Consider the following 22,670-nt stretch of genomic DNA (forward strand, 5'->3'; position numbering starts at 1 on the left):
AAACGCCCGGTTACATTCCGAACCCGGAAGCTAAGCCTTACAGCGCCGATGGTACTGCAGGGGGGACCCTGTGGGAGAGTAGGACGCCGCCGAACTCCTTTTATAGCTCTGGCTCTTGGGCATGCCGCCCAGGAGCCAGAGCTTTTTTGCGTTGAGGTAGGGTCAGGGGGCATCGTTGGCTCATTTCCCACAGGAGGCCCCCGGGTGGAGGTACAGGAGACCCGGGTCCAGACGGACCGGGTCCTCACCATCCCGAACATTCTCAGCATGGCGCGGCTCGTTGGTGTGCCCGTCTTCCTGTGGTTGATTCTCTGGCCCGAGTTCGGCGGCCCCAAGGTCGACGGCTGGGCGTTCCTGGTGATCGCTCTCAGCGGCGTCAGTGACTATCTGGACGGCATGCTGGCGCGACGCTGGAACCAGATCAGCAGCCTGGGCCGGCTCCTCGACCCCGCGGCGGACAGGTTGTACATTCTGTCCACCTTGGTGGGACTCACCTGGCGCGAGATTCTGCCATTGTGGTTGACCGCTGTACTGCTCTCGCGTGAGCTGGTCCTGCTGGTGATGGTGGGCATCCTCAGGCGGCACGGCTATCCGCCGCCGCAGGTGAACTTCCTCGGCAAGGCGGCTACCTTCAACTTGATGTACGCCTTCCCGTTGCTGTTGCTCAGTGACGGAAGTGGATGGATCTCGTCACTCGCTGCTATTTTCGGATGGGCGTTCGCCGGATGGGGTACAACGCTGTATTGGTGGGCAGGGATCCTCTACGTGGTTCAGGTCCGCCGACTCGTCAGTGCGGACGCCATGGCCGATTGAGCCCGCCCGCCTGGGCGGCCGTAGTGGCTCGATGGCCCGCTTTGAAAAAGTGCGGGACACTCCGGACGGGTGAAGTCGGCTAGACCCTCGTCTCTTCAAGGAGGACGCTTCCGACATGAAGGCCGTCGTGATGGCCGGAGGTGAAGGCACACGCCTTCGCCCCATGACCTCGAGCATGCCCAAGCCGCTCCTGCCCGTGGTGAACCGCCCGATCATGGAGCATGTGCTGAGGCTGCTCAAAAGGCATGGGCTCAATGAGACCGTCGTTACCGTCCAGTTCCTGGCGTCACTGGTCAAGAACTACTTCGGTGACGGTGAGGAGCTCGGGATGGAGCTCACCTATGCCAACGAGGAGAAGCCACTCGGTACCGCCGGGAGCGTGAAGAACGCCGAGGAGGCGCTGAAGGACGACGCCTTCCTTGTCATCTCCGGCGATGCCCTCACGGACTTCGACCTCACCGAGCTCATCAATTTCCACAAGGAAAAGGGCGCGCTCGTCACCGTCTGTCTGACGCGGGTGCCGAATCCCTTGGAATTCGGCATCACTATCGTCGACGAAGAAGGCAAGGTCGAGCGGTTCCTGGAGAAGCCGACCTGGGGGCAGGTCTTCTCGGACACCGTGAACACGGGCATCTACGTGATGGAGCCCGAAGTCTTCGACTACGTCGAGGCCGATGTTCCCGTCGACTGGTCCGGCGACGTCTTCCCGCAGCTGATGAAGGAGGGCAAGCCGGTCTACGGCTATGTCGCCGAGGGCTACTGGGAGGACGTCGGTACGCACGAGAGCTACGTCAAGGCACAGGCCGACGTGCTCGAGGGCAAGGTGGACGTCGAGATCGACGGGTTCGAGCTGTCGCCCGGCGTGTGGATCGCCGAAGGCGCCGAGGTGCACCCGGACGCCGTGCTCCGCGGGCCGCTGTACGTCGGGGACTATGCCAAGGTCGAGGCCGGCGCCGAAATCCGCGAGCACACCGTCGTGGGCTCGAACGTCGTCGTGAAGAGCGGGGCCTTCCTGCACAAGGCCGTGGTCCACGACAACGTCTACATCGGGCAGCACAGCAACCTGCGGGGCTGCGTGGTCGGCAAGAACACCGACATCATGCGGGCGGCGCGGATCGAGGACGGCGCGGTGATCGGCGACGAGTGCCTCGTCGGCGAGGAATCGATCATCCAGGGCAACGTGCGCGTCTACCCGTTCAAGACGATCGAGGCCGGCGCCTTCGTCAACACGTCGGTGATCTGGGAGTCCCGGGGGCAGGCGCACCTGTTCGGCGCCCGTGGAGTCTCCGGCATCCTGAATGTGGAGATCACCCCCGAACTGGCCGTCCGACTGGCCGGAGCGTACGCCACGACGCTCAAGAAGGGCTCGACCGTCACCACCGCCCGGGACCACTCTCGGGGTGCCCGTGCGCTGAAGCGGGCGGTCATCTCGGCGCTGCAGGCCAGCGCCATCGACGTACGGGACCTGGAGAACGTACCGCTGCCGGTGGCCCGCCAGCAGACCGCGCGGGGCAGTGCCGGCGGGATCATGATCCGTACGACGCCCGGGGTTCCGGACTCGGTCGATATCATGTTCTTCGACGGGCAGGGGGCCGACCTCTCGCAGGGCAGCCAGCGGAAGCTGGACCGGGTGTTCGCGCGGCAGGAGTACCGACGCGCGTTCCCCGGAGAGATCGGGGACCTGCACTTCCCGGCCAGTGTGTTCGACTCGTACACCGGGTCGTTGCTGAGGAACGTCGACACGACCGGTATCGCCGAGTCGGGCCTGAAGGTCGTCGTTGACGCCTCCAACGGCAGCGCCGGTCTGGTGCTGCCCAGTCTGCTCGGCAAGCTGGGCGTCGACTCGCTGACGATCAACCCGGGTCTGGACGAGTCGAGGCCGACCGAGACCGGTGACATGCGGCGCTCGGGGCTGGTGCGGCTCGGCGAGATCGTGGCGTCCTCGCGGGCGGCGTTCGGCGTACGGTTCGACCCCGTCGGTGAACGCTTGTCGCTCGTGGACGAGAAGGGGCGGATCGTCGAGGACGACCGGGCCCTGCTGGTCATGCTCGACCTGGTTGCCGCGGAACGGCGGAGCGGCCGGGTGGCGCTGCCGGTGACCACCACCAGGATCGGCGAGCAGGTCGCGGCGTACCACGGCACACAGGTCGAGTGGACGACCACCTCCCCGGACGACCTCACCCGGGTCGGCGGGGACGAGACGACCATCTTCGGCGGTGACGGACGCGGCGGGTTCATCGTTCCGGAGTTCAGCAGCGTCTTCGACGGCACCGCGGCCTTCGTACGGCTCATCGGGCTCGTGGCGCGGACGCAGCTCACGCTCAGCCAGATCGACGCGCGGATTCCGCGGGCACACGTCCTCAAGCGGGACCTCGCCACCCCGTGGGCCGTCAAGGGCCTGGTGATGCGCCGGGTCGTGGAGGCGGCCGGCGACCGCTTCGTCGACACGACCGACGGTGTACGGGTCGTGGAGACGGACGGGCGGTGGGTGATGGTGCTGCCGGACCCGGCCGAGGCCGTCACCCATCTGTGGGCCGAGGGCCCCGACGACGCCTCCGCCCAGGCCCTGCTCGACGAGTGGGCGGCGGTCGTGGACAGCGCCGGGCGCTGAACCGCCCCGCACGCGTGCGTGCCGGACAAGTGCCCCCAACGGGGCCTGTCCGGCACGCCGGTGGGGCCGTTCGGAGGTAGTGGTCGCGACGTGCGACGATGTGCGGCATGCCGCAGCAGCCCCCCGTTCGGAGCACACCCACGCGCCCGTCGCGTCCGGACGCCTCCATGTCGCTGCTCAACAACGTCATGGACCACAGCCTCGACGACGGATACGCCGAGGCCGCCGCCCGCAGGAAGGCCGCGGGCGCCGAGGGCATGCCCAAGACCGTGCGGGCCAAGCTGGGGCTCGCGGTCGGCCTGGTGCTGGCCGCGCTCGTGGTGACGGTGGGCGCGGCACAGGCACGGATAAGCGCTCCCGTGGTCGCCAAGGAGCGCGAGGAGCTCATCGACCGCATCCAGCGGGAGACGACGACCGCGGACGAGCTGGAGACCTCCGTGGACGCGCTCCGTGACGACGTGAGCGCACGCCAGCGCAAGGCGCTGAAGGACAGCGGCGGCAGTCACGGGAACGACCTGGTGAGCGTCCTGTCGGGCGCCGTCGAGGTGCACGGCCCCGGGGTCCGGCTCGTCGTCAACGACTCCAAGGGCGCCGCCCAGGGTGGTGACGGCGATCCACGTGAGACGTCCGGGTTCTCGGACACCGGTCGGGTGCGCGACCGGGACATGCAGCGGGTGATCAACGGCCTGTGGGCGTCGGGGGCCGAGGCCGTGTCGATCAACGGGCAGCGGTTGACCGCACTGTCGGCGATCAGGGCCGCGGGCGACGCGATACTGGTCGACAACAAGCCGCTGGCACCGCCCTACACGGTCCTCGCGGTGGGGGACGGGCAGCGGTTGAGCACCAGGTTCCAGAACAGCCCCGACGGGCTGTACCTGCACGCCCTGCAGGAGAACTTCGGTATCAGGACGGGCATCTCCGTCGAGAGTGACATCAAGGTGCCGGCCGCGCCGAGCGTGATCGTACGAACAGCACAACCGAGCACAGAGAAGGGCACATCGTGATCGCCGTACTGGGCCTCGTCCTCGGAGTCGTGGCCGGACTGTTGGTCCGGCCCGAGGTACCGGCGGTCGTCGAGCCGTACCTCCCCATCGCCGTGGTCGCGGCGCTCGACGCCGTCTTCGGTGGTCTGCGCGCGATGCTGGACGGCATCTTCGACGACAAGGTCTTCGTGGTGTCGTTCCTGTCGAACGTCGTGGTGGCCGCCCTGATCGTCTTCCTCGGCGACAAGCTGGGCGTCGGGGCCCAGCTCTCCACGGGCGTCGTGGTCGTCCTCGGCATCCGCATCTTCTCCAACGCCGCGGCGATCCGTCGGCACGTGTTCCGGGCGTGAGGCCGATGAACGAGCGCGACGAGACGCCGGGGCCCGGGCCGACCGCGGGTCGGGGAGAGGACGACGAGCCGACGACGAGGCTGCGCCGCGAACTTCCCCAGGAGGTACCTTCCACGGCCGCCGAGGAGCCCGGCGAGGCTTCTCGGGAGGAGAAGGACCAGGACAAGCGCACGGGGCGGCAGCGCCTGGCGCAGGGGCTGTGGCCGCCGCGCTTCACCCGCGCCCAACTCATCGTGGCGCTGCTGCTGTTCGGCCTCGGCTTCGGACTGGCGATCCAGGTCGCCTCCAACAACGACGACAGCGCGCTGCGCGGAGCACGTCAGGAAGATCTCGTACGCATCCTCGATGAACTGGATGACCGTACGCAGCGTCTGGAGGAGGAGAAGCAGGGTCTCGAGGACCAGCGCACCGAGCTGGAGAACAGTTCGGACCAGGCCGAGGAGGCACGCAAGCAGACGGTCGAGAAGGAGCGGCAACTCGGCATTCTGGCGGGCACGGTGGCTGCGCAGGGGCCCGGCATCACACTGACGGTCGACGACACGAAGGGGACGGTCGAGGCGGACATGTTGCTCGACGCGATCCAGGAGCTGCGCGCGGCCGGCGCCGAGGCGATCCAGGTGAACGGCGTACGGGTCGTGGCCAGCACCTATCTGACCGATTCCGGTGAGGGAATCAGTGTCGACGGGAACAAGATCACCCAGCCTTTTCGTTTCAAGGTCATCGGCAACCCGAAGGACCTCGAGCCCGCACTGAACATCCCCGGAGGCGTGGTGCAGACACTGGAGAAGGAGCAGGCCACCGTGACCGTGCGGCGGGCGGAGAAGATCGTCGTGGACGCCTTGCGAGCAGCGAAGCGGCCTGACTACGCTCGGTCGTCCTCCCGGTGAAGCGCAGGTGCATGGGGCCCGTCCGGCGAGGGCATGAGGTTGCGGGGGGTCGGCGCACCGAATGGGTGGTGCGTGGTGGAAACTGTCTGGTGGATACGGACGTTGTGAGGTTGTCCGGGTCGGCCGGTGTGTTCAGTCAGGGTTCGTCCTGCCCCACGGGCGGGTCTGTTTCGGTCAAGGGGAATCGCCCGTGAAGTTGTTTGCGAAGTTGTTCGGCAAGAGCGCGCGAGAGGGCAGCGACAACGCGACCTCCCGTCATCGCGCGCAGCCCTCGGAGGCGGAGGGCCAGGGTGGCGAGCGCCCCATGTTCCGGGACCAGGTTGCCGGCCCGGGAGGTGACATTTCGGGAGGTCAGGGCGCGCCGTCTGTTGACCCTGCGCAGTCGGGCCGCATAGGTTTCGGGGAACCGTCAACCTCAGGTACGGGTGGAGGGTTCAGCTCAGACCCGTATGCGTCCCATGCCCCGGCGGGGCAGCCGCGGCAGGAGGATCCGTCGATGTCGGCCCTGGTGTGTACGAGGTGCGGTAACCGCAACGCGGAGAACAGCCGCTTCTGCTCGAACTGCGGTGCTCCGCTGCGGGCCGGCGCGACCCCCGAGCGTCCGTCCGAGACGACCTCGACCATCTCCATCTCCGGCCTGGAGGCCTACGACTCCGAGGTCACCGGCCAGACGCAGCTGCCGGCGCTCTCTCCCGAGGCGCAGGCCGCCGTCGACGCGCTGCCGCTCGGCTCGGCGCTCCTGGTCGTCCGTCGCGGTCCGAACGCGGGCAGCCGCTTCCTGCTGGACGGCGACCTGACCACGGCGGGCCGTCACCCGCAGAGCGACATTTTCCTCGACGACGTGACGGTGTCGCGTCGCCATGTGGAGTTCCGCCGGGGCCAGGACGGCTCGTTCACGGTCGCCGACGTCGGCAGCCTGAACGGGACGTACGTCAACCGCGAGCGGATCGACCAGGTCGCCCTGCACAACGGCGACGAGGTGCAGATCGGCAAGTACCGGCTGGTCTTCTACGCGAGCCAGCGGGGCTACTGACCCTCCCCCGGACCGGATCCGGGGAACCCCAGGGAAGGTCCATGCTTCGAACAACGAGCGGTGGTGCCGACCACGGCACCACCGCCGCGGACAGTGGCCTGATGAGCATCGGCACGGTTCTCAACGCACTGCGTGACGAGTTCCCCGAGGTGACCATCTCCAAGATCCGTTTCCTGGAGTCCGAGGGGCTCATCGAGCCCCAGCGGACCCCCTCGGGGTATCGCAAGTTCAGTGCCGGGGACGTGGAGCGGCTCGGGCACGTCCTCAGGATGCAGCGGGACCACTATCTGCCGCTCAAGGTGATCCGTGAGTATCTCGAGGCCGTGGAACGCGGAGAGGACGTCAGGCTGCCGTCCGTGGGACGGCAGCGTGACGTGGGCGACGGGGAGCGCCTGAGCGAGCTGTTCGGCGAGCCCGAGGAGCCGGCGGCCGCCCGGATCGGGCGGGGCGAGTTCATCGCCGGCGCCGGGATCGACGAGGAGCAGCTGGCCGAGTGGGAGTCGTACGGGCTGGTGGCCCCGCTGCCGGACGGGTCGTACGACGCCGAAGTTCTCACCATCGCCACGCTTGTGGTCGAACTGGGGCGATTCGGTATCGAGCCCCGGCACCTGAGAGTGATGCGGGCCGCCGCCGACCGTGAGGCGGGGCTCGTCGACCAGGTGGTGGCGCCGCTGCGGCTGCACCGTAACCCGCAGACCAGAGCGCATGCGGAGGAGCGGGCGAGGGAGCTGGCGGGGCTGACGGTCAAGCTGCACGCCGCTCTCGTGCGCGGTGCGCTGGGGGTGCGGCCGCGCTGACGCGTGGTGTTCGCCCGTGGCGGATCGGTGGGCCGATCCGAGCCCGACTACCCAAACATCCCGAGCACGGCCTAGGGTTGCTGTGTGAACGAGCTCGATGTCGTAGGTGTCCGGGTGGAAATGCCCTCCAACCAACCGATCGTGCTCCTGCGCGAAGTGGGAGGCGACCGTTACCTCCCCATCTGGATCGGGCCGGGCGAGGCGACGGCGATCGCTTTCGCCCAGCAGGGCATGGCCCCCGCGCGACCGCTGACCCACGACCTGTTCAAGGACGTGCTGGAGGCCGTCGGCCAGGAGCTCACGGAAGTGCGCATCACGGACCTGCGTGAGGGCGTCTTCTACGCGGAGCTGGTGTTCGCCAGTGGTGTCGAGGTGAGTGCCCGGCCCTCCGACGCCATAGCGCTGGCGCTGCGTACCGGGACGCCGATCTTCGGCAGTGACGGGGTGCTCGACGACGCGGGCATCGCGATCCCGGACGAGCAGGAGGACGAGGTGGAGAAGTTCCGCGAGTTCCTCGACCAGATCTCGCCCGAGGACTTCGGGACGAACAGTCAGTGAGGCCGGGCGGACGGCCGCACGGAGCCGACGGACGCGGCTGACAGGTCCTGACGCTGCCGCCTGCCGCCGTCGATGGCGGGCGCGCGGAGGAGGGTTTCGGTTCCGGGGCGCTGTGGGCACGGACCTGGTCGGTGGAAGCGGACTCCCGGGAGTCATGAGCCGGCCCGGTGTGCCGTCAGGCGGCTCGGCGGGAGCGCATTCGGCTAGCCTTTCCCCGCGAAAGGGCACGGGAAACCACTCTCAGGGTGATTATCACCCGGCGTGGCGAGTGCGATGGTCGTTGACGCACCCCTGGCGGCTGCCTACCGTCGATGAGGCAGGTCAAGGACGGAGGTCGGCGTGAGAAGCAGCGGCGACGGTACGGCTGGGGGTGCCCCCGGACGCAGGCTGGGGGACGGCGGCCCGTACCCTCCCCCAGGCTCTCGGGTGCGCTCGGGCTGGGGGGACCCCCATCACGGTGGCGCGGCCGGTCACGTCCCGCAGCGGCCCACGGCCGTGCAGGACAGCGTCGAGGCGGCGCCCGAGCCGCACGAGAAGGTCGGCTACCGCGGTCCCACCGCGTGCGCGGCCGCCGGCATCACCTACCGCCAGCTCGACTACTGGGCCCGTACGGGCCTCGTGGAGCCGAGTGTGCGGTCCGCCCAGGGCTCGGGGACGCAGCGGCTCTACAGCTTCCGGGACGTGGTCGTCCTGAAGATCGTGAAACGGTTCCTCGACACGGGGGTGTCGCTGCAGAACATCCGCACCGCCATCCAGCACCTGCGGGAGCGTGGCTTCAGCGATCTGGAGCGGATGACGCTCATGAGCGACGGCGCGACGGTCTACGAGTGCTCCTCGCCCGACGAGGTCCACGCCCTGCTCCAGGGCGGCCAGGGGGTCTTCGGGATCGCCGTGGGGGTCGTCTGGCGTGACGTCGAAAACGCTCTCTCGCAGTTGCACGGGGAGCGGGTCGACACGGGGGAGACGCTCGTGGGCCACAATCCGGCGGACGAGTTGGCTCGGCGGCGGAACCGGGCGGTCTGAGGGCTGCCGCGGGATACGCGACCGGGACTGCTCGTCCGGTGGCCCGGCGGTTCGCGGCCCGGGCGTGGCCTGGTGGCCAGTGGTGTACGGGGCATTGTCAGTGGCGTAGGGCAGCATCGGAGATGTGAGAACCGCGCCCACGATCCTGCATCTCGACATGGATGCCTTCTACGCCTCGGCGGAGCAGGCGTCGAAGCCGAGTCTGCGGGGGAAAGCCGTTGTCGTCGGCGGGCTGGGGCCGCGTGGAGTGGTCGCGACCGCCTCGTACGAGGCGCGGGCCTTCGGGGTGCATTCGGCGATGCCGATGGCGCAGGCGCGCCGCCTCGCACCGAACGCCGCGTACCTCACGCCGCGCTTCACCTTCTACCGGGCGATCAGCGATCAGGTCATGGAGCTGTTGCGGGCTCTGTCGCCGCTGGTGGAGCCGTTGAGCCTGGACGAGGCCTTCGTGGATCTGGAGGCCGGGGGCGCGGCCTGGGACGAGACGTCGGCCCGGCTGGCGGGGGAGCGTCTGAGGGCGGACATACGGGCCCTGACCGCGCTGACGGGGTCCGTGGGGCTCGCGGCCTGCAAGATGCTCGCGAAGATCGGCTCCGAGCAGGCCAAACCGGACGGACTGGTGCTGATCGAGCCCGGGACCGAGCGGGCGCTGCTGGGCCCGATGTCCGTGCGGATCCTGCCGGGTGTGGGGCCCGCGACCGGGGACCATCTGCGGCGTGCCGGGATCACCACGGTCGAGGAGATCGTGGAGGCGGGGGAGGACGAGGTCGTACGGCTGCTCGGGAAGGCCCATGGGCATGGGCTGTACGCGATGGCGCTGGCGCGGGACGACCGGGAGGTGGTGGCCGAGCGGGACACGAAGTCGGTGTCGGTGGAGGACACCTACGACGTGGACATCCATGACCGGGTCCGAGTGCGCATGGAGGTGCAGCGGCTCGCGGACCGGTGCGTGCGCCGGCTGCGTGAGGCGGGGCTCTCGGGGCGGACGATCGTGTTGAAGGTGCGGCGGTACGACTTCTCCACCCTGACCCGGTCCGAGACGCTGCGGGGCCCCACGGACGATCCGGCGGTGGTGCGGGAGGCCGCGGCCCGGCTGCTGGAGGCCGTGGACACGACCGGCGGGGTGCGGCTGCTCGGCGTCGGGGTGAGCGGGCTCGCCGACTACACGCAGGAGGACCTGTTCGCCCAGGCGGCCGGGGAGCCCGAGCCGGTGGAGGAGGAGGCCAGGGGCGTCGCGGAGGTGCCCGTGGCGGAGGCGGGCGCGGGCGGGGAACGGCTCTGGAGGGCCGGGCACGATGTGCGGCACGCCGAGTATGGGCACGGGTGGGTTCAGGGCAGCGGGCTCGGGCGCGTGACCGTGCGGTTCGAGACGCCGCTGGACCCGGGGCCGGGGCGGGTGCGGACGTTCAGGACGGACGACGCGGCGCTGGAGCCGGCGGAGCCGTTGCCGCTGGTGCCGGGCGGGGTGCCGGGCTGAGGATCAGGGGGCGCCGGACGGCGTGCGCACGCTTCGGCCGTTCGTGGTGTCGTGCGGGCGGGTGTGCGCGGCCGGATCGGCTCAGGTGTCGTCCTGGCCGGCCACGTGGCCGAAGTCATGGTTTATGGGCGGGGGCGGGGCTATGTCCAGGCCGTAGTGGTGGTACAGCTGGAGTTCCTGCTCGGGGGAGAGGTGGCGGCCCACACCGAAGTCGGGGGCGTCCTTGATCAGGGCGCGCTCGAAGGGGACGCGGAGGGTGCCCTCCACCAGTTCGCTGGGCTCGAGGGGGACGAAGGCGTCGCGGCCGAAGAGGCCCATGCGTATCGCGGCCCACTCGGGGATGCCGGTGGCGTCGTCCAGGTAGACCTCGTCCACGGTGCCGATCTTGCTGCCCCTGCGGTCGAACGCCTTGCGGCCGATCAGGTTGCGCGGATCGATGTCGGTCTGCACGGGCCCTCCAAGTGGTCACAAGGGGTGGTACATCGTCTCTCACCCCTACGAAAAGGCACATTGAGGGAGGCGGCCACTCGAAGACCTGTGCGTTGCCCGCGCTGATACGCTGGCAGCGGCTGCTGACCCCGTGCGGGAGAGTCCTCCGGACACCATCCGGAGGCGCCGAAGGAGCAAATCCTCCCCGGAATCTCTCAGGCTCACGTACCGCACGGACGAGGTCACTCTGGAAAGCAGGGCGGGTGCCACGGCTCCCGCTCTCACCGACGGTGAAAGCCGGTCCGTACCCGGGCCGGTGAAGCTCTCAGGTTGAGATGACAGAGGGGGAGGCCGTCGGGGTGCCCGTGCCGTGGTGCCCCTCGAAGGTCGTGTCAGACCAGGAGGCCTCCGCAAATGACCGCCCATCGCATTCCGCTTTCCGAGCTCGAACAGGGCATCCCCTTCGAGCGGCGCCATATCGGCCCGGACGCCGAGGCCCGGGCCAAGATGCTCGCGCAGGTCGGCTACGGCTCGCTGGACGAGCTGACGGCGGCCGCGGTCCCGGATGTGATCAAGAACGCCGAGGCGCTGGACCTGCCCGGGGCGCGTACCGAGTCCGAGGTGCTCGCCGAGCTGCGTTCGCTCGCTGACCGCAACCAGGTGCTCGGCTCGATGATCGGGCTCGGGTACTACGGGACGTTCACGCCGCCCGTCATCCTGCGCAACGTCATGGAGAACCCGGCCTGGTACACCGCCTACACCCCGTACCAGCCCGAGATCTCCCAGGGGCGGCTGGAAGCCCTGCTGAACTTCCAGACCGTGGTCGCCGAACTGACCGGGCTGCCCACCTCCGGGGCCTCGCTGCTCGACGAGGGCACCGCCGCCGCCGAGGCCATGGCGTTGTCGCGGCGCATGGGCAAGAACAAGAAGGGGCTGTTCCTCGTCGACGCGGACGCCCTGCCGCAGACGATCGCCGTGATCGGAACCCGTGCCGAGCCTGCCGGTGTCGAGGTCGTCGTCGCCGACCTGAGCGAGGGGATCCCGGCCGACATCGCCGCACGCGACATCAACGGGGTGCTGCTGCAGTACCCGGGTGCCTCCGGTGTCGTACGGGACCTGAAGCCGGTCGTCGAGCAGGCGCACGGACTCGGCGCGGTCGTCACCGTCGCCGCCGATCTGCTGGCGCTGACCCTGCTGACCTCGCCCGGTGAGCTGGGCGCCGACATCGCGGTCGGGACCACGCAGCGGTTCGGCGTGCCGATGGGCTTCGGCGGGCCGCACGCGGGCTACATGGCCGTCCAGGAGAAGTTCGCGCGCAGCCTGCCCGGACGGCTCGTCGGGGTGTCCGTGGACGCGGACGGGCACAAGGCGTACCGGCTCGCCCTGCAGACGCGGGAGCAGCACATCCGCCGGGAGAAGGCGACCAGCAACATCTGCACGGCGCAGGTGCTGCTCGCCGTGATGGCCGGCATGTACGCCGTCTACCACGGGCCGGAGGGACTGCGGACCATCGCCCGGCGTACCCACCGGTACGCCACCGTGCTGGCCGCGGGGCTCGCGGCCGGTGGGATCGAGGTCGTGCACGGGTCGTACTTCGACACGCTCACCGTGCGGGTGCCGGGGCGGGCCGGTGAGGTAGTGGCCGCCGCGCGGGAACATGGCGTGAACCTGCACCTCGTGGACGCCGAGCTGGTGTCGGTCTCCTGCGACGAGACCACCACGCGGGCGCAGCTGGGCGCCGTGTGGACCGCGTTCGGCGTGGAGGGCGACGTGGAGGCGCTGGACGCCGCCACCGCGGACACGCTGCCCGAGAGGCTGCTGAGGTCGGACGACTATCTGGCGCACCCGGTGTTCCACGACCACCGCTCCGAGACCGCGATGCTGCGCTATCTGCGCCGGCTCGCCGACCGGGACTACGCGCTCGACCGGGGCATGATCCCGCTCGGCTCCTGCACGATGAAGCTCAACGCGACCACCGAGATGGAGCCGGTGACGTGGCCCGAGTTCGGGCAGCTGCACCCGTTCGCGCCCGCCGGGCAGGCGCAGGGGTATCTCACGCTCATCCGTGAGCTGGAGGAGCGGCTGGCGGAGGCCACCGGGTACGACAAGGTGTCGCTGCAGCCGAACGCGGGCTCGCAGGGTGAGCTGGCGGGGCTGCTGGCCGTACGCGCGTACCACCGCGCGAACGGTGACGCGCAGCGGACGGTGTGCCTGATCCCGTCCTCCGCGCACGGCACCAACGCGGCGAGCGCCGTCATGGCCGGCATGAAGGTCGTCGTCGTGAAGACGGCCGACGACGGCGAGATCGACGTCGAGGACCTGCGGGCGAAGATCGAGCAGTACCGCGACGAGCTGTCCGTGCTGATGATCACGTACCCGTCGACGCACGGCGTGTTCGAGGAGCACGTGGCCGACATCTGCGCGCAGGTGCACGACGCGGGCGGCCAGGTGTACGTCGATGGTGCCAACCTCAACGCGCTGGTGGGTCTGGCCAAGCCGGGCCGCTTCGGCGGCGACGTCTCGCACCTCAACCTGCACAAGACGTTCTGCATCCCGCACGGCGGCGGTGGGCCCGGCGTCGGGCCGGTCGCCGTGCGCGAGCACCTGGCGCCGTATCTGCCGAACCACCCGCTGCAGCCGGCGGCAGGGCCGGAAACGGGTGTCGGCCCGATCTCGGCGGCGCCGTGGGGTTCGGCGGGCATCCTGCCGATCTCGTGGGCGTACGTCCGGCTCATGGGTGGTGAGGGGCTGAAGCGGGCCACGCAGGTGGCGGTGCTCAGCGCCAACTACATCGCCAAGCGGCTGGAGCCGCACTACCCGGTGCTCTACACCGGTCCGGGCGGGCTCGTGGCGCACGAGTGCATCATCGACCTGCGGCCGCTGGCCAAGTCGACCGGTGTGAGCGTCGACGACATCGCCAAGCGGCTGATCGACTACGGCTTCCACGCGCCGACGATGTCGTTCCCGGTGGCCGGGACGCTGATGATCGAGCCGACCGAGTCGGAGGACCTCGGTGAGCTGGACCGGTTCTGCGAGGCCATGATCGCGATCCGCGCGGAGATCGAGAAGGTCGGCTCGGGCGAGTGGCCCGCGGACGACAACCCGTTGCGCAACGCCCCGCACACCGCGGGCGCGCTGGGCGGGGAGTGGAACCACGCCTACACGCGTGAGGAGGCGGTCTTCCCGGCCGGGGTCTCGCGCGCGGACAAGTACTGGCCGCCGGTCCGCCGGATCGACCAGGCGTTCGGTGACCGGAACCTGGTCTGTTCCTGCCCGCCGCTGGACGCTTACGAAGCGTAGTCGCGGGCGGATACGCGTCGGGGCCGGTTCGGAGAGTGCTTCTCCGGCCGGCCCCTCTTCTGTCCGGGCGGGCGCCCTGTGCGGGACGCTCGCCCTGCGCGCACGTGAGTGCGGCTCAGGCGGCGGTCACCACGGTGCCCATCGGGCGGTGCGGCGCGATGATCTGGCCGTCCGGCAGGAGCTCACCGGTGTCCTCGAAGAGCAGAACGCCGTTGCAGAGAAGGCTCCATCCCTGCTCCGGGTGGTGCGCCATGAGTCGGGCGCCTTCCCGGTCGGCGGATTCGGCGGTCGGGCACAGTGGCTGGTGCTGGCACATGGTTGTTGGGATCTTTCGGTCGGTCGTCTGGTCTGCGATGGCTGTTTTGTCTGTCCCGCGGCGTGAAGCCCCGTTCATGGCCGCCCCCCGTTGTGATAAATCGGTCCGGTCCCAGTGTTGCCCCACGGGCGTCAATCCGCAGGCATTTCGCAGCACGACTTCTTCACAGGTTGATGACGCAACGCCCGCCCGGATGGTTCATCCCCGTCGCACTGTCCTTTCGGGTGATGCGGCATGGTCGGATGGGGCTAGTCCGTCGTAGGGAAGGCGTGGGAATAGCTCGTACGAGCGTTTTAGCGCCCGAAGGAGCGGTAATTCCGCGTAGCGATGAGCAAACGCCCCGTCACCGGTATGTCGGTGACGGGGCGCGGTGGTGCGAAGGGGCGGCGCGGTCCGGTTTTCAGGCGGGCGATCCCAGCAGGGGGACGCGTGCCAGCCGGGTGGTCAGCACCGGGAGGAGATCGGCGGCCCGGTGCGGCCGGTGGGCGGCTATGCCGGGTGGCGCGGGGGCCAGTGGGACCAGCACGTCGGCCGGAGCCGGGTGGCCGGCGGCGGTGTCGGCGGTGGGGTCGGCGTGCAGCCAGAGCGTGAGCATGTACAGCTCCGGCACCGACAGCAGGCGCGGCTGGTAGGGCTGCTGCATGAGGTCGGCCTGGCGCAGGGCGAGCTCGGTCGAGGCGATGTACGGGCCTTCGAAGAAATGCGAGAACGCCCAGCCGTCCGGGGTCAGCCGGGTCTCGGCGGCAGCCACGGCGCGGTCGCCGCAGCGGATCAGGAACCTCCACCCGGTGAGCCGGGCCGTGCCCGTGCCCTCCGGGGTGATCCCGTCGAGTACGTGGACGGGCAGCGGGAGTTCGGGGGTGACGGGGCCCTGTGCGTTCTTCAGGGCGGGCGTTCGTGCCTCGTGGACGGCGGTGGGAGAACCGAGGGCCGTGAGGACGGTGCGCAGGGCGGGCGCGGGAGCCGGGGGGACATGCAGCGGCATGGTGAGTGGCCTCTCCATTCGACAGGCACGGTGACGCGAGGGCGGGGGCGGACGGCGCTGTCAGCTCTCTGGGATCGGAGAGACGGGTGCCCGGGGTCCGGTGCGTGGGTGGGGTCCGCCGCGGTGGCCCGACGGCAGGACCGAGGACCGCGGGTGCCGGCTCTCAGCCTCGTTTGCGGAGTTTATACGACACGTGTTCACGCAGTGTTTCGTCTAGCCGTTCCGGATATGAAGAACAAGGCTGTATCAGGCCGCCGGAACATGGATGCCACCCCCATTTTCGCTAGGGATGTGCCGGTGACCTCGGATTACCGTCGCGTACGGGACGGCCGGTTCTCGTCGGCGCTTTTCACGAAAGAACACCGGACAGAAAGCGCGTACCCTTTCTTGCCCGCTGAATGTGCCAGAAGCATGCCGAGGAAATAGAGCCGGAGAAGGACCGCGCTCAGCCTAGCGTGTGCTGATCCCGCGTGGGACGTTACCGCTGGCTCTGCCTGGGCATCATGAACCGTGGACCCGGTACACCAGCGGCCGCGCGAAACGTCGGCCCGCCCATCCGAGGAGGGACGCTTCGATGGGGGAGAAGGTCGTGGCGGGGCCGTTCGGCCTCTCCGATCGCCAGCAGTACCGCGACAAGCTCCGGCAGTGTCTGACGGTGCTGGGGCGGCTGTTGGAGGAGAAGCGGTTCGACCGCCCCAGGAACCTCATGGGTGTGGAGATCGAGCTGAACCTCGTCGACGGCGACGGTTTGCCGAGAATGATGAATGCGCAAGTACTCGAACGCATTGCGAGCCGAGATTTCCAAACAGAACTCGCCATGTTCAATCTGGAAGTCAACATAGCTCCACACCGCTTGGAAGGTCGGGTATTCGACCAGCTTTCCGAGGAGCTGCGCACCTCCCTCGCCTACGCCGACCGCAAGGCGGTCGAGGTCGGCGCGGGGATCGTGATGATCGGCATTCTCCCCACGCTGGGCCGCGACGACCTGGTCTCCTCGAACCTCTCCGCGGGAGACCGGTACACCCTGCTGAACGACCAGATCGTCGCCGCCCGCGGCGAGGACTTCACCTTGGACATCGACGGGGTCGAGCGGCTCGTCTGCACATCGAAGTCCATCGCGCCGGAAGCCGCCTGCACCTCCGTGCAACTGCATCTGCAGGTGACGCCCGGCCGGTTCGCCGATGTCTGGAACGCCGCCCAGGCGGTCGCCGCCGCGCAGGTCGCCATCGGAGCCAACTCGCCGTTCCTGTTCGGGCACGAACTGTGGCGGGAGTCGCGGCCGCCCCTGTTCCAGCAGTCCACCGACACCCGGCCGCCCGAACTCCAGGCCCAGGGGGTACGGCCGCGCACCTGGTTCGGGGAGCGGTGGATCTCCTCGGCGTACGAACTCTTCGAGGAGAACCTGCGCTTCTTCCCGGCCCTGCTGCCCATCTGCGACGACGAGGATCCGATCGGCGTCCTCGACGCGGGCGGCATTCCCTCACTCGCCGAACTCACCCTGCACAACGGCACGATCTACCGCTGGAACCGTCCCGTCTACGGCATCGCCGACGGGGTCCCGCATCTGCGGGTCGAGAACCGGGTGCTGCCCGCCGGGCCGACCATCACGGACGTGATCGCCAACGCGGCCTTCTACTACGGGGTCGTCCGAGCGCTGGCCGAGGAGTCGCGGCCCGTGTGGGCCCGGCTGCCGTTCGAGGCCGCTGCCGCCAACTTCGACGAGGCGTGCCGCCACGGCATCGACGCACGGCTGCAGTGGCCCCGGGGACGGTACGGCGGGGTGGGACCGGTGGACGCCGTGAACCTCGTGCGCGACGAGTTGCTGCCGCTCGCGGAGGTCGGGCTGGACGCCTGGGGGGTCGAGCCGGCCGACCGGGACTTCTATCTCGGGGTGATCGAGGAGCGCTGCCGACGGCGGGCCAACGGGGCGTCCTGGCAGGTGGAAACGTTCCATCGGGCAATAACCAAGGGGCTCGGACGGGACGCGGCGCTGGCCGCCACCACACGGCGCTACGGCGAGCTGATGCACTCCGGGGAGCCCGTCCACAGCTGGCCGGTCGGGCTGCCGGAGCCGGTGCCGCTGGGCTGAGGAGCCGCCCGCAGGGGCAGCCGCCGGAAAGTCCCGGACCGCCGCGGGTGATGATGGACCCTCGGCGGGGCCGGACAACTGGAGGCGTGGGTGCAGGGGCAGGCGGAGTCGGCGGAGGGCGCGGTGCCGCGGGAGCGGCCGAGCCGGCGGATCCTGAGGGACGAGACACTGCTCGTGCTCGGAGTCTCGCTCGGCGCGAGCGGGGTGTCCGCGCTGATCAGCTTCATCGGATCGGTCACCCGGCCGGGCGGGCTGAAGGACCAGGCGGCCACCATGAACGCCTCGGCCGCGCCGGGCCGGCCCTGGCTCGACCTCGCGTGGCAGCTGTTCGGGATCACCACCGCCCTGGTCCCGGTCGCCCTGGTCGCGCACTTCCTGCTTCGCGAGGGCGCCGGGCTGCGCACCCTCGGGTTCGACCGGACGAAGCCGTGGTTCGACCTCGGCCGGGGCGCGGCGATCGCCGCGGTGATCGGCAGCACGGGCATCGCCTTCTACCTTGCGGCGCGCGGCCTCGGGTTCAACCTCACGGTCGTGCCGGAGGCGCTGCCCGAGGTGTGGTGGAAGTACCCCGTGCTGATCCTCTCCGCGATCCAGAACGCGGTCCTCGAAGAGGTCATCGTGCTCGCGTACCTGCTGCGCCGGCTCCAGCAGCTCGGCTGGTCACCGGGGAGCGCGCTCGCCGCCAGCTCCGTGCTGCGCGGGTCGTACCACCTCTACCAGGGCATCGGCGGCTTCGTCGGCAATATGGTGATGGGGGTGGTGTTCGTCTACCTGTACCGGCGGTGGGGGCGCGTGGGGCCGCTCGTGGTGGCCCACTCGCTGCTCGACATCGGGGCGTTCGTGGGGTACGCGCTGCTGGCGGGGAAGGTGGGCTGGCTGCCCACCGCGTGAGGCGGCCGTACGGTCACGCCATCAGTTCGCCGTCGATGACCGTGACCGCGCGGCCGGAGAGCAGGGTGCGGTCGCCGCGGAGTTCGGTGCGGACACGGCCGGAGCGGGCGGAGGCCTGCAGACCGGTGAGGTCCGGGCTGCCCAGGCGCGCGGACCAGTAGGGGGCGAGCGCGGTGTGGGCGCTGCCCGTGACGGCGTCCTCGTCGATGCCGACGTTGGGGAAGAAGCAGCGCGAGACATAGTCGTACCCGGCGGCCGGGTCCTCGGCGCGGGCCGTGGCGATGATGCCGCGCTCGGAGTAGCGGCCGAGGGACCGGAGGTCGGGGGCGAGACGGAGGACCGTCTTCTCGTCGGCCAGTTCCACCAGGAGGTCGCCCACGTTCGAGCCGGTGTCGACGGCGCTCAGCGGCTCGGCGCCCAGTGCCTCGGCGACGCCGTCCGGGACGGCGACCGGGGTGAGGGGCGCGGTCGGGAAGTCGAGGGTGAGCGAGCCGTCCGGGCGAGGGGTGGCGAGGAGGACGCCGCTGCGCGTGGCGAACCGTACCGGGCCCTGATGGGTGTTCGTACTGTGCAGGACGTGGGCCGTGGCGAGGGTGGCGTGTCCGCACATCGCCACCTCGGCGACCGGCGTGAACCAGCGCAGTGCCCAGTCGGCCTCGCCGCCCGGCGGGAGGGGATGGGCGAACGCGGTCTCGGCGTGGTTGACCTCTCTGGCCACGTTCTGCAGCCAGGTGTCCTCGGGGAAGGCGTCGAGGAGGAGGACTCCGGCCGGGTTGCCGGAGAAGGGGCGGTCGGTGAAGGCGTCCACGATACGAATGCGCATGGGACGACGCTAGAGCGTCCGCGCAGCGGCGGGCCAAGGCCAATTTCGGGATGGTGGACTGCTTTCCGGGGGCCAGTTCGAGCGTGGGGCGGGGCAATGTACGGCCCGCGCGGCACCAGTGCCCTAATGGACGGAGAAGCCGCCGTCGACGAAGACCGACTGGCCGGTGATGTAGCCGGCCGAGCGGCCTGCCAGGAAGACGGCGGCACCGGCGAAGTCCTCGGCCAGGCCGTTGCGCCCGGCCAGGGTGCGTGCGGCGAGGGCCGCCACCTTCTCCGGGTCGGACGAGAGCCGGGTGTTGAGCGGGGTCGGGACGAAGCCCGGGACCAGGGTGTTGCAGGTGACGCCGTGGGGCGACCACTCCTCGGCCTGCGAGCGGGCCAATGACTCCAGGGCGCCCTTGGAGACGCCGTACGCGCCGCTGCGGACGAACGCCCGGTGCGCCTGCTGTGAGGTGACGTGGATGATCCGGCCGTAGCCCCGCTCGGCCATGCCGGGGCCGAAGCGCTGGCCCAGCAGGAAGGGCGCGTCCAGGTTCAGCGCCATGGTGGTGTCCCACACGTCCTCGCCCAGTTCGCTCAGCGGCGGGCGCAGGTTGATGCCGGCGCTGTTGACGAGGATGTCGGGCTCCCCGAACACCTCGACCGCCCGTTCGGCCGCCGCGCGCACGCCGGCACGGGTGCTCAGGTCGCCGCTCACCCAGGCCGCCCGGCAGCCGTCCGCCGTCAGCTCGTCGGCCGTGGCCGTCAGCTCGGCCTCCCTGCGCGCGACGATCACGACGCTCGCGCCGGCCCGGGCGAGGGCCGAGGCGATGGCCCTGCCGATACCGGAGCTGCCGCCCGTCACCACGGCGACCCGGCCGTCCAGCGAGAACAACGCGGAGAGATAGCTGTCGGAGATCATTCCCGAACCCTAGAGGGGTGTGTCGGCGGACCGGTTGTCGGTGCCGGTGACGTGGTGGATCGCGGAGGTGACCTCGGCCGCGATGTGGGTGGGCCGGTAGGCGGCCTCGTTCCAGGCGCGGCCGTGCGCCACCCAGACGCTGCGCAGGCCGAGGGCGTCGGCGCCCGCGATGTCGGCGTGGGCCGTGTCACCGACGACCCAGGCGCCGGACAGCGGGAGTCCGGCGGTGGCGGCCGCCGCGTGGAAGATCTCCGCCTCGGGCTTCTTGTGGCCGACGGCTTCGGAGACGACCCAGCCCCGCACGAGCCGGTCGAGTCCGGTGCGGCGGATCTTCGCCTCCTGCTGGGCGATCCGCCCGTTGGTGACGATCACGCAGGTCCAGCCGCTGTTGCGCGCGCCGTCCAGTGCCTCGCGAGTGGTGGGGGCCAGGACCACGCGGTCGGCGGCGCCGGTGTCGAGCAGGGCGCCGACGGCGGCGGGCGGTACCGCGTCCGCGTAGCGGTCGGTGAGGGCGGTGGCGACCTCGTGGCGCGGGGTGTGGCCGCCCGCGTCGACGGCCGTCACCCAGGGCAGGTCGGAGGCGGGCAGGCCGTGTGCGCCCAGGAAGGCGGCCACGGCGGCCCGGAAGGCCGCGTCGCGGTCGATCAGGGTGTTGTCCAGGTCGAGCAGCAGCAGGGGCATGCGCGGCAGTACATCACGACGGCGTTCTCGGAGAGGTGTTGCCAGGCGACAGGTCCCGATATATCGTTGTAGCATCGCGACAGATCAACGATGGAATGGAGTGATTGTGATGCGTTCCCGTGGACAGGACTTCGGATTCGAGCGTGGACATGGACGCCGTGGTGGGGAGCACCCTCGCGGCCGAGGTGACGCCGAGGCGCTGCGCGCCGCCTTCGGGCCCTTCGGGCCGGGCCATGGAGGCCCCGGACCGTTCGGACCCTTCGGCGGTGGCCCCTGGGGTGGGCGCGGCCGGGGCGGCCCTCGGGGAAGGGCGCGGCGGGGCGACGTACGCGCGTCGATCCTGGCCCTTCTCAAGGACAGGCCCATGCACGGCTACGAGATGATCCAGGAGATCGCCGAGCGCAGTGGCGGGGCGTGGAAGCCCAGCCCCGGTTCGGTGTACCCCACCCTCCAGCTGCTGGAGGACGAGGGGCTGATCGCCAGTGCGACCGAGGGCGGCAAGAAGCTGTTCTCGCTCACCGAGGCCGGCCGCACCGCGGCCGACGAGGGGCCCGAGGCCCCGTGGGAAGAGGCCTCGCGCGGGGTCGACTGGGAGGCGCTGAGCGAGATCCGGCAGGCCGGCTTCGGTCTGATGGAGGCGTTCGGCCAGGTCTGGAAGACCGGCGACAAGGATCAGCGCGAGAAGGCGCTGACGGTGATCAACGAAGCCCGCAAGAAGCTGTATCTCATCCTCGCCGACGAGGACTGACGGCAGTGTGCGGGTGACGTGCACGAAGGGCGCGCCCCGCGGAGAGGGATCTCCGCGGGGCGCGTTCGTACGTGAAATAGCGTGGGGCTGGGGGCTGGGGGCTGGGGGCTGGGGGCTGGGGGCTGGGGGCTGGGGCTCGGGGGTGGGGTCAGGTCACGAGGCCGCCCAGCTTGCGCAGGGACTCGTCGAGCGCGGCCGTGGCGGAGTCCCTGAGTTTGCCCGCCATCAGGGAGACGGCGGCGCCGGTGAACCGGCCGTCGATGCGGACCGTGGTGGCGTCGCCGTCGGGGGTGAGGGTGTAGCGGGTGGCCAGGTCCACGGCCATGGGGCCCCTGCCGTGGATGGCCAGGGTGCGCGGGGGTTCCAGTTCGGCGATGGTCCACTCGACCTCGGCGGGGAAGCCCATGAGCCTCAGGTTCTCCTGGAAGGTGCCGCCGACTTCGAGGACGTCCGGTCCGCCCTTCGGGAAGCCGGTGTGGGTGGTGTTCCACTCGCCGTACGCGGACCAGTCGACGAGCCGGGCCCAGACCTGGTCGGCGGGTGCCTGGATGCGTGCCTCGGCGCTGACATCGGCCATGCGACAACCCCTTCGTCTCGGACGGTGGTGTCGCGGAACGTAGCCTCGGGGGCCGGAACATTCAATACTGATGAACTGTCAGGAAATGGTCCGGTCGCCGGTCCGCACGGGGAGATGGGGTCGGTGGGGTTCCGTGCTGCGCACCGGGCGCGCGGCGGGGTGGCGCGCGCCCCTGAGGCGAGGGGTGCGGATCTCATCCGTAGGGAGGAGGGGCGGATCCTCCGTGCGCAACCTGTGCCGGAGGCGAAGATGCTTCCTTTCGTGGATGACCCGGGGGTGCCGGGGCTGATGGGGTGGGAGGCGTGCTACCCCGTATTCCCCGGCAGTCGGCCGTAGACCTAGGTCCGGATGGCATGGAGATCGAGGGCGGGCTCACGGATGAGCTGGCCTCGGTGG

Annotated in this window: 21 protein-coding genes, 1 rRNA gene and 1 riboswitch; of the genes, 15 read left to right on the forward strand and 7 right to left on the reverse strand. The window is 70.0% G+C overall.

Annotated features, from left to right (window positions below; translation table 11 throughout):
• The 11 genes from rrf to ACFU5F_RS39025 all read left to right on the forward strand — a co-directional run.
• Window positions 1-95, forward strand: a 5S ribosomal RNA gene (gene rrf, locus ACFU5F_RS38975); the annotation flags it as partial.
• A gap of 109 nt (window positions 96-204) precedes the next feature.
• Window positions 205-813: a CDP-alcohol phosphatidyltransferase family protein gene (locus tag ACFU5F_RS38980; RefSeq protein ID WP_383897980.1), complete on the forward strand. Its 609-nt coding sequence runs from the start codon at window positions 205-207 to the stop codon at window positions 811-813.
• A gap of 115 nt (window positions 814-928) precedes the next feature.
• Entirely contained in the window at window positions 929-3,424 is a 2,496-nt protein-coding gene (locus ACFU5F_RS38985) for a sugar phosphate nucleotidyltransferase (RefSeq protein ID WP_383897982.1), read from the forward strand.
• Between the two features lie 98 nt (window positions 3,425-3,522).
• Window positions 3,523-4,428 carry a DUF881 domain-containing protein gene (locus ACFU5F_RS38990; protein ID WP_383897984.1) on the forward strand — a complete coding sequence of 302 codons (906 nt, stop codon included), beginning with the start codon at window positions 3,523-3,525 and terminating at the stop codon, window positions 4,426-4,428.
• Complete coding sequence (locus ACFU5F_RS38995) at window positions 4,425-4,757, forward strand: small basic family protein (RefSeq protein WP_009343209.1); 333 nt, start codon at window positions 4,425-4,427, stop codon at window positions 4,755-4,757. The genes ACFU5F_RS38990 and ACFU5F_RS38995 overlap by 4 nt, the downstream gene beginning before the upstream one ends.
• Window positions 4,758-4,762: 5 nt before the next feature.
• Entirely contained in the window at window positions 4,763-5,644 is an 882-nt protein-coding gene (locus ACFU5F_RS39000) for a DUF881 domain-containing protein (protein ID WP_383897986.1), read from the forward strand.
• 61 nt (window positions 5,645-5,705) lie between these two features.
• Window positions 5,706-6,677 (forward strand): FHA domain-containing protein, encoded by a 972-nt coding sequence (locus ACFU5F_RS39005; protein ID WP_383897988.1) that lies wholly within the window; start codon window positions 5,706-5,708, stop codon window positions 6,675-6,677.
• A 41-nt stretch (window positions 6,678-6,718) separates the two neighbouring features.
• Window positions 6,719-7,474 carry a MerR family transcriptional regulator gene (locus tag ACFU5F_RS39010; protein WP_383897990.1) on the forward strand — a complete coding sequence of 252 codons (756 nt, stop codon included), beginning with the start codon at window positions 6,719-6,721 and terminating at the stop codon, window positions 7,472-7,474.
• An 84-nt stretch (window positions 7,475-7,558) separates the two neighbouring features.
• On the forward strand, window positions 7,559-8,032 hold the full coding sequence (locus ACFU5F_RS39015; protein WP_005475662.1) for a bifunctional nuclease family protein: 474 nt from the start codon (window positions 7,559-7,561) through the stop codon (window positions 8,030-8,032).
• 339 nt (window positions 8,033-8,371) lie between these two features.
• The gene (locus ACFU5F_RS39020) at window positions 8,372-9,055 is read left to right on the forward strand and encodes a MerR family transcriptional regulator (protein WP_383897993.1); all 684 of its coding nucleotides are present in this window, start codon (window positions 8,372-8,374) and stop codon (window positions 9,053-9,055) included.
• 124 nt (window positions 9,056-9,179) lie between these two features.
• A complete protein-coding gene (locus ACFU5F_RS39025; RefSeq protein WP_383897995.1) occupies window positions 9,180-10,532 on the forward strand; it encodes a DNA polymerase IV in 1,353 nt (450 codons plus the stop codon).
• 81 nt (window positions 10,533-10,613) lie between these two features.
• Here the strand turns inward: ACFU5F_RS39025 and ACFU5F_RS39030 are convergent, their stop codons facing one another.
• Window positions 10,614-10,982: a PRC-barrel domain-containing protein gene (locus tag ACFU5F_RS39030; protein ID WP_383897997.1), complete on the reverse strand. Its 369-nt coding sequence runs from the start codon at window positions 10,980-10,982 to the stop codon at window positions 10,614-10,616.
• 123 nt (window positions 10,983-11,105) lie between these two features.
• A riboswitch (glycine riboswitch) is annotated at window positions 11,106-11,202 on the forward strand.
• A 173-nt stretch (window positions 11,203-11,375) separates the two neighbouring features.
• Here ACFU5F_RS39030 and gcvP point away from each other — a divergent pair.
• Window positions 11,376-14,261 carry an aminomethyl-transferring glycine dehydrogenase gene (gene gcvP, locus ACFU5F_RS39035; RefSeq protein ID WP_383897998.1) on the forward strand — a complete coding sequence of 962 codons (2,886 nt, stop codon included), beginning with the start codon at window positions 11,376-11,378 and terminating at the stop codon, window positions 14,259-14,261.
• 115 nt (window positions 14,262-14,376) lie between these two features.
• Here the strand turns inward: gcvP and ACFU5F_RS39040 are convergent, their stop codons facing one another.
• Both ACFU5F_RS39040 and ACFU5F_RS39045 read right to left on the reverse strand, forming a co-directional pair.
• Complete coding sequence (locus ACFU5F_RS39040) at window positions 14,377-14,577, reverse strand: DUF5999 family protein (protein ID WP_318811676.1); 201 nt, start codon at window positions 14,575-14,577, stop codon at window positions 14,377-14,379.
• Window positions 14,578-14,977: 400 nt separating this feature from the next.
• Window positions 14,978-15,562 carry a hypothetical protein gene (locus ACFU5F_RS39045; RefSeq protein ID WP_383898001.1) on the reverse strand — a complete coding sequence of 195 codons (585 nt, stop codon included), beginning with the start codon at window positions 15,560-15,562 and terminating at the stop codon, window positions 14,978-14,980.
• Window positions 15,563-16,136: 574 nt separating this feature from the next.
• On the opposite strand from ACFU5F_RS39045, the gene ACFU5F_RS39050 reads away from it, so the two are divergent.
• Both ACFU5F_RS39050 and ACFU5F_RS39055 read left to right on the forward strand, forming a co-directional pair.
• Entirely contained in the window at window positions 16,137-17,651 is a 1,515-nt protein-coding gene (locus ACFU5F_RS39050; RefSeq protein ID WP_383898002.1) for a glutamate--cysteine ligase, read from the forward strand.
• A gap of 90 nt (window positions 17,652-17,741) precedes the next feature.
• Window positions 17,742-18,542: a CPBP family intramembrane glutamic endopeptidase gene (locus ACFU5F_RS39055; protein ID WP_383898004.1), complete on the forward strand. Its 801-nt coding sequence runs from the start codon at window positions 17,742-17,744 to the stop codon at window positions 18,540-18,542.
• 13 nt (window positions 18,543-18,555) lie between these two features.
• Here ACFU5F_RS39055 and ACFU5F_RS39060 read toward each other — a convergent pair whose 3' ends face one another.
• The 3 genes from ACFU5F_RS39060 to ACFU5F_RS39070 all read right to left on the reverse strand — a co-directional run bounded on the left by ACFU5F_RS39060 (window position 18,556) and on the right by ACFU5F_RS39070 (window position 20,949).
• Window positions 18,556-19,365: a PhzF family phenazine biosynthesis protein gene (locus ACFU5F_RS39060; RefSeq protein ID WP_383898006.1), complete on the reverse strand. Its 810-nt coding sequence runs from the start codon at window positions 19,363-19,365 to the stop codon at window positions 18,556-18,558.
• A gap of 123 nt (window positions 19,366-19,488) precedes the next feature.
• Window positions 19,489-20,268, reverse strand: a complete 780-nt coding sequence (locus ACFU5F_RS39065) for an SDR family NAD(P)-dependent oxidoreductase (protein WP_383898008.1) — start codon at window positions 20,266-20,268, stop codon at window positions 19,489-19,491.
• A gap of 9 nt (window positions 20,269-20,277) precedes the next feature.
• On the reverse strand, window positions 20,278-20,949 hold the full coding sequence (locus tag ACFU5F_RS39070; protein ID WP_383898009.1) for an HAD family hydrolase: 672 nt from the start codon (window positions 20,947-20,949) through the stop codon (window positions 20,278-20,280).
• 109 nt (window positions 20,950-21,058) lie between these two features.
• On the opposite strand from ACFU5F_RS39070, the gene ACFU5F_RS39075 reads away from it, so the two are divergent.
• Window positions 21,059-21,697, forward strand: coding sequence for a PadR family transcriptional regulator (locus ACFU5F_RS39075; RefSeq protein WP_383898011.1), 639 nt, complete (start codon window positions 21,059-21,061; stop codon window positions 21,695-21,697).
• 148 nt (window positions 21,698-21,845) lie between these two features.
• Here ACFU5F_RS39075 and ACFU5F_RS39080 read toward each other — a convergent pair whose 3' ends face one another.
• Complete coding sequence (locus ACFU5F_RS39080) at window positions 21,846-22,274, reverse strand: SRPBCC family protein (RefSeq protein WP_383898013.1); 429 nt, start codon at window positions 22,272-22,274, stop codon at window positions 21,846-21,848.
• Window positions 22,275-22,670 lie beyond the last annotated feature (396 nt).

This window comes from Streptomyces sp. NPDC057438 (assembly GCF_042802995.1).
Taxonomy (GTDB): domain Bacteria; phylum Actinomycetota; class Actinomycetes; order Streptomycetales; family Streptomycetaceae; genus Streptomyces.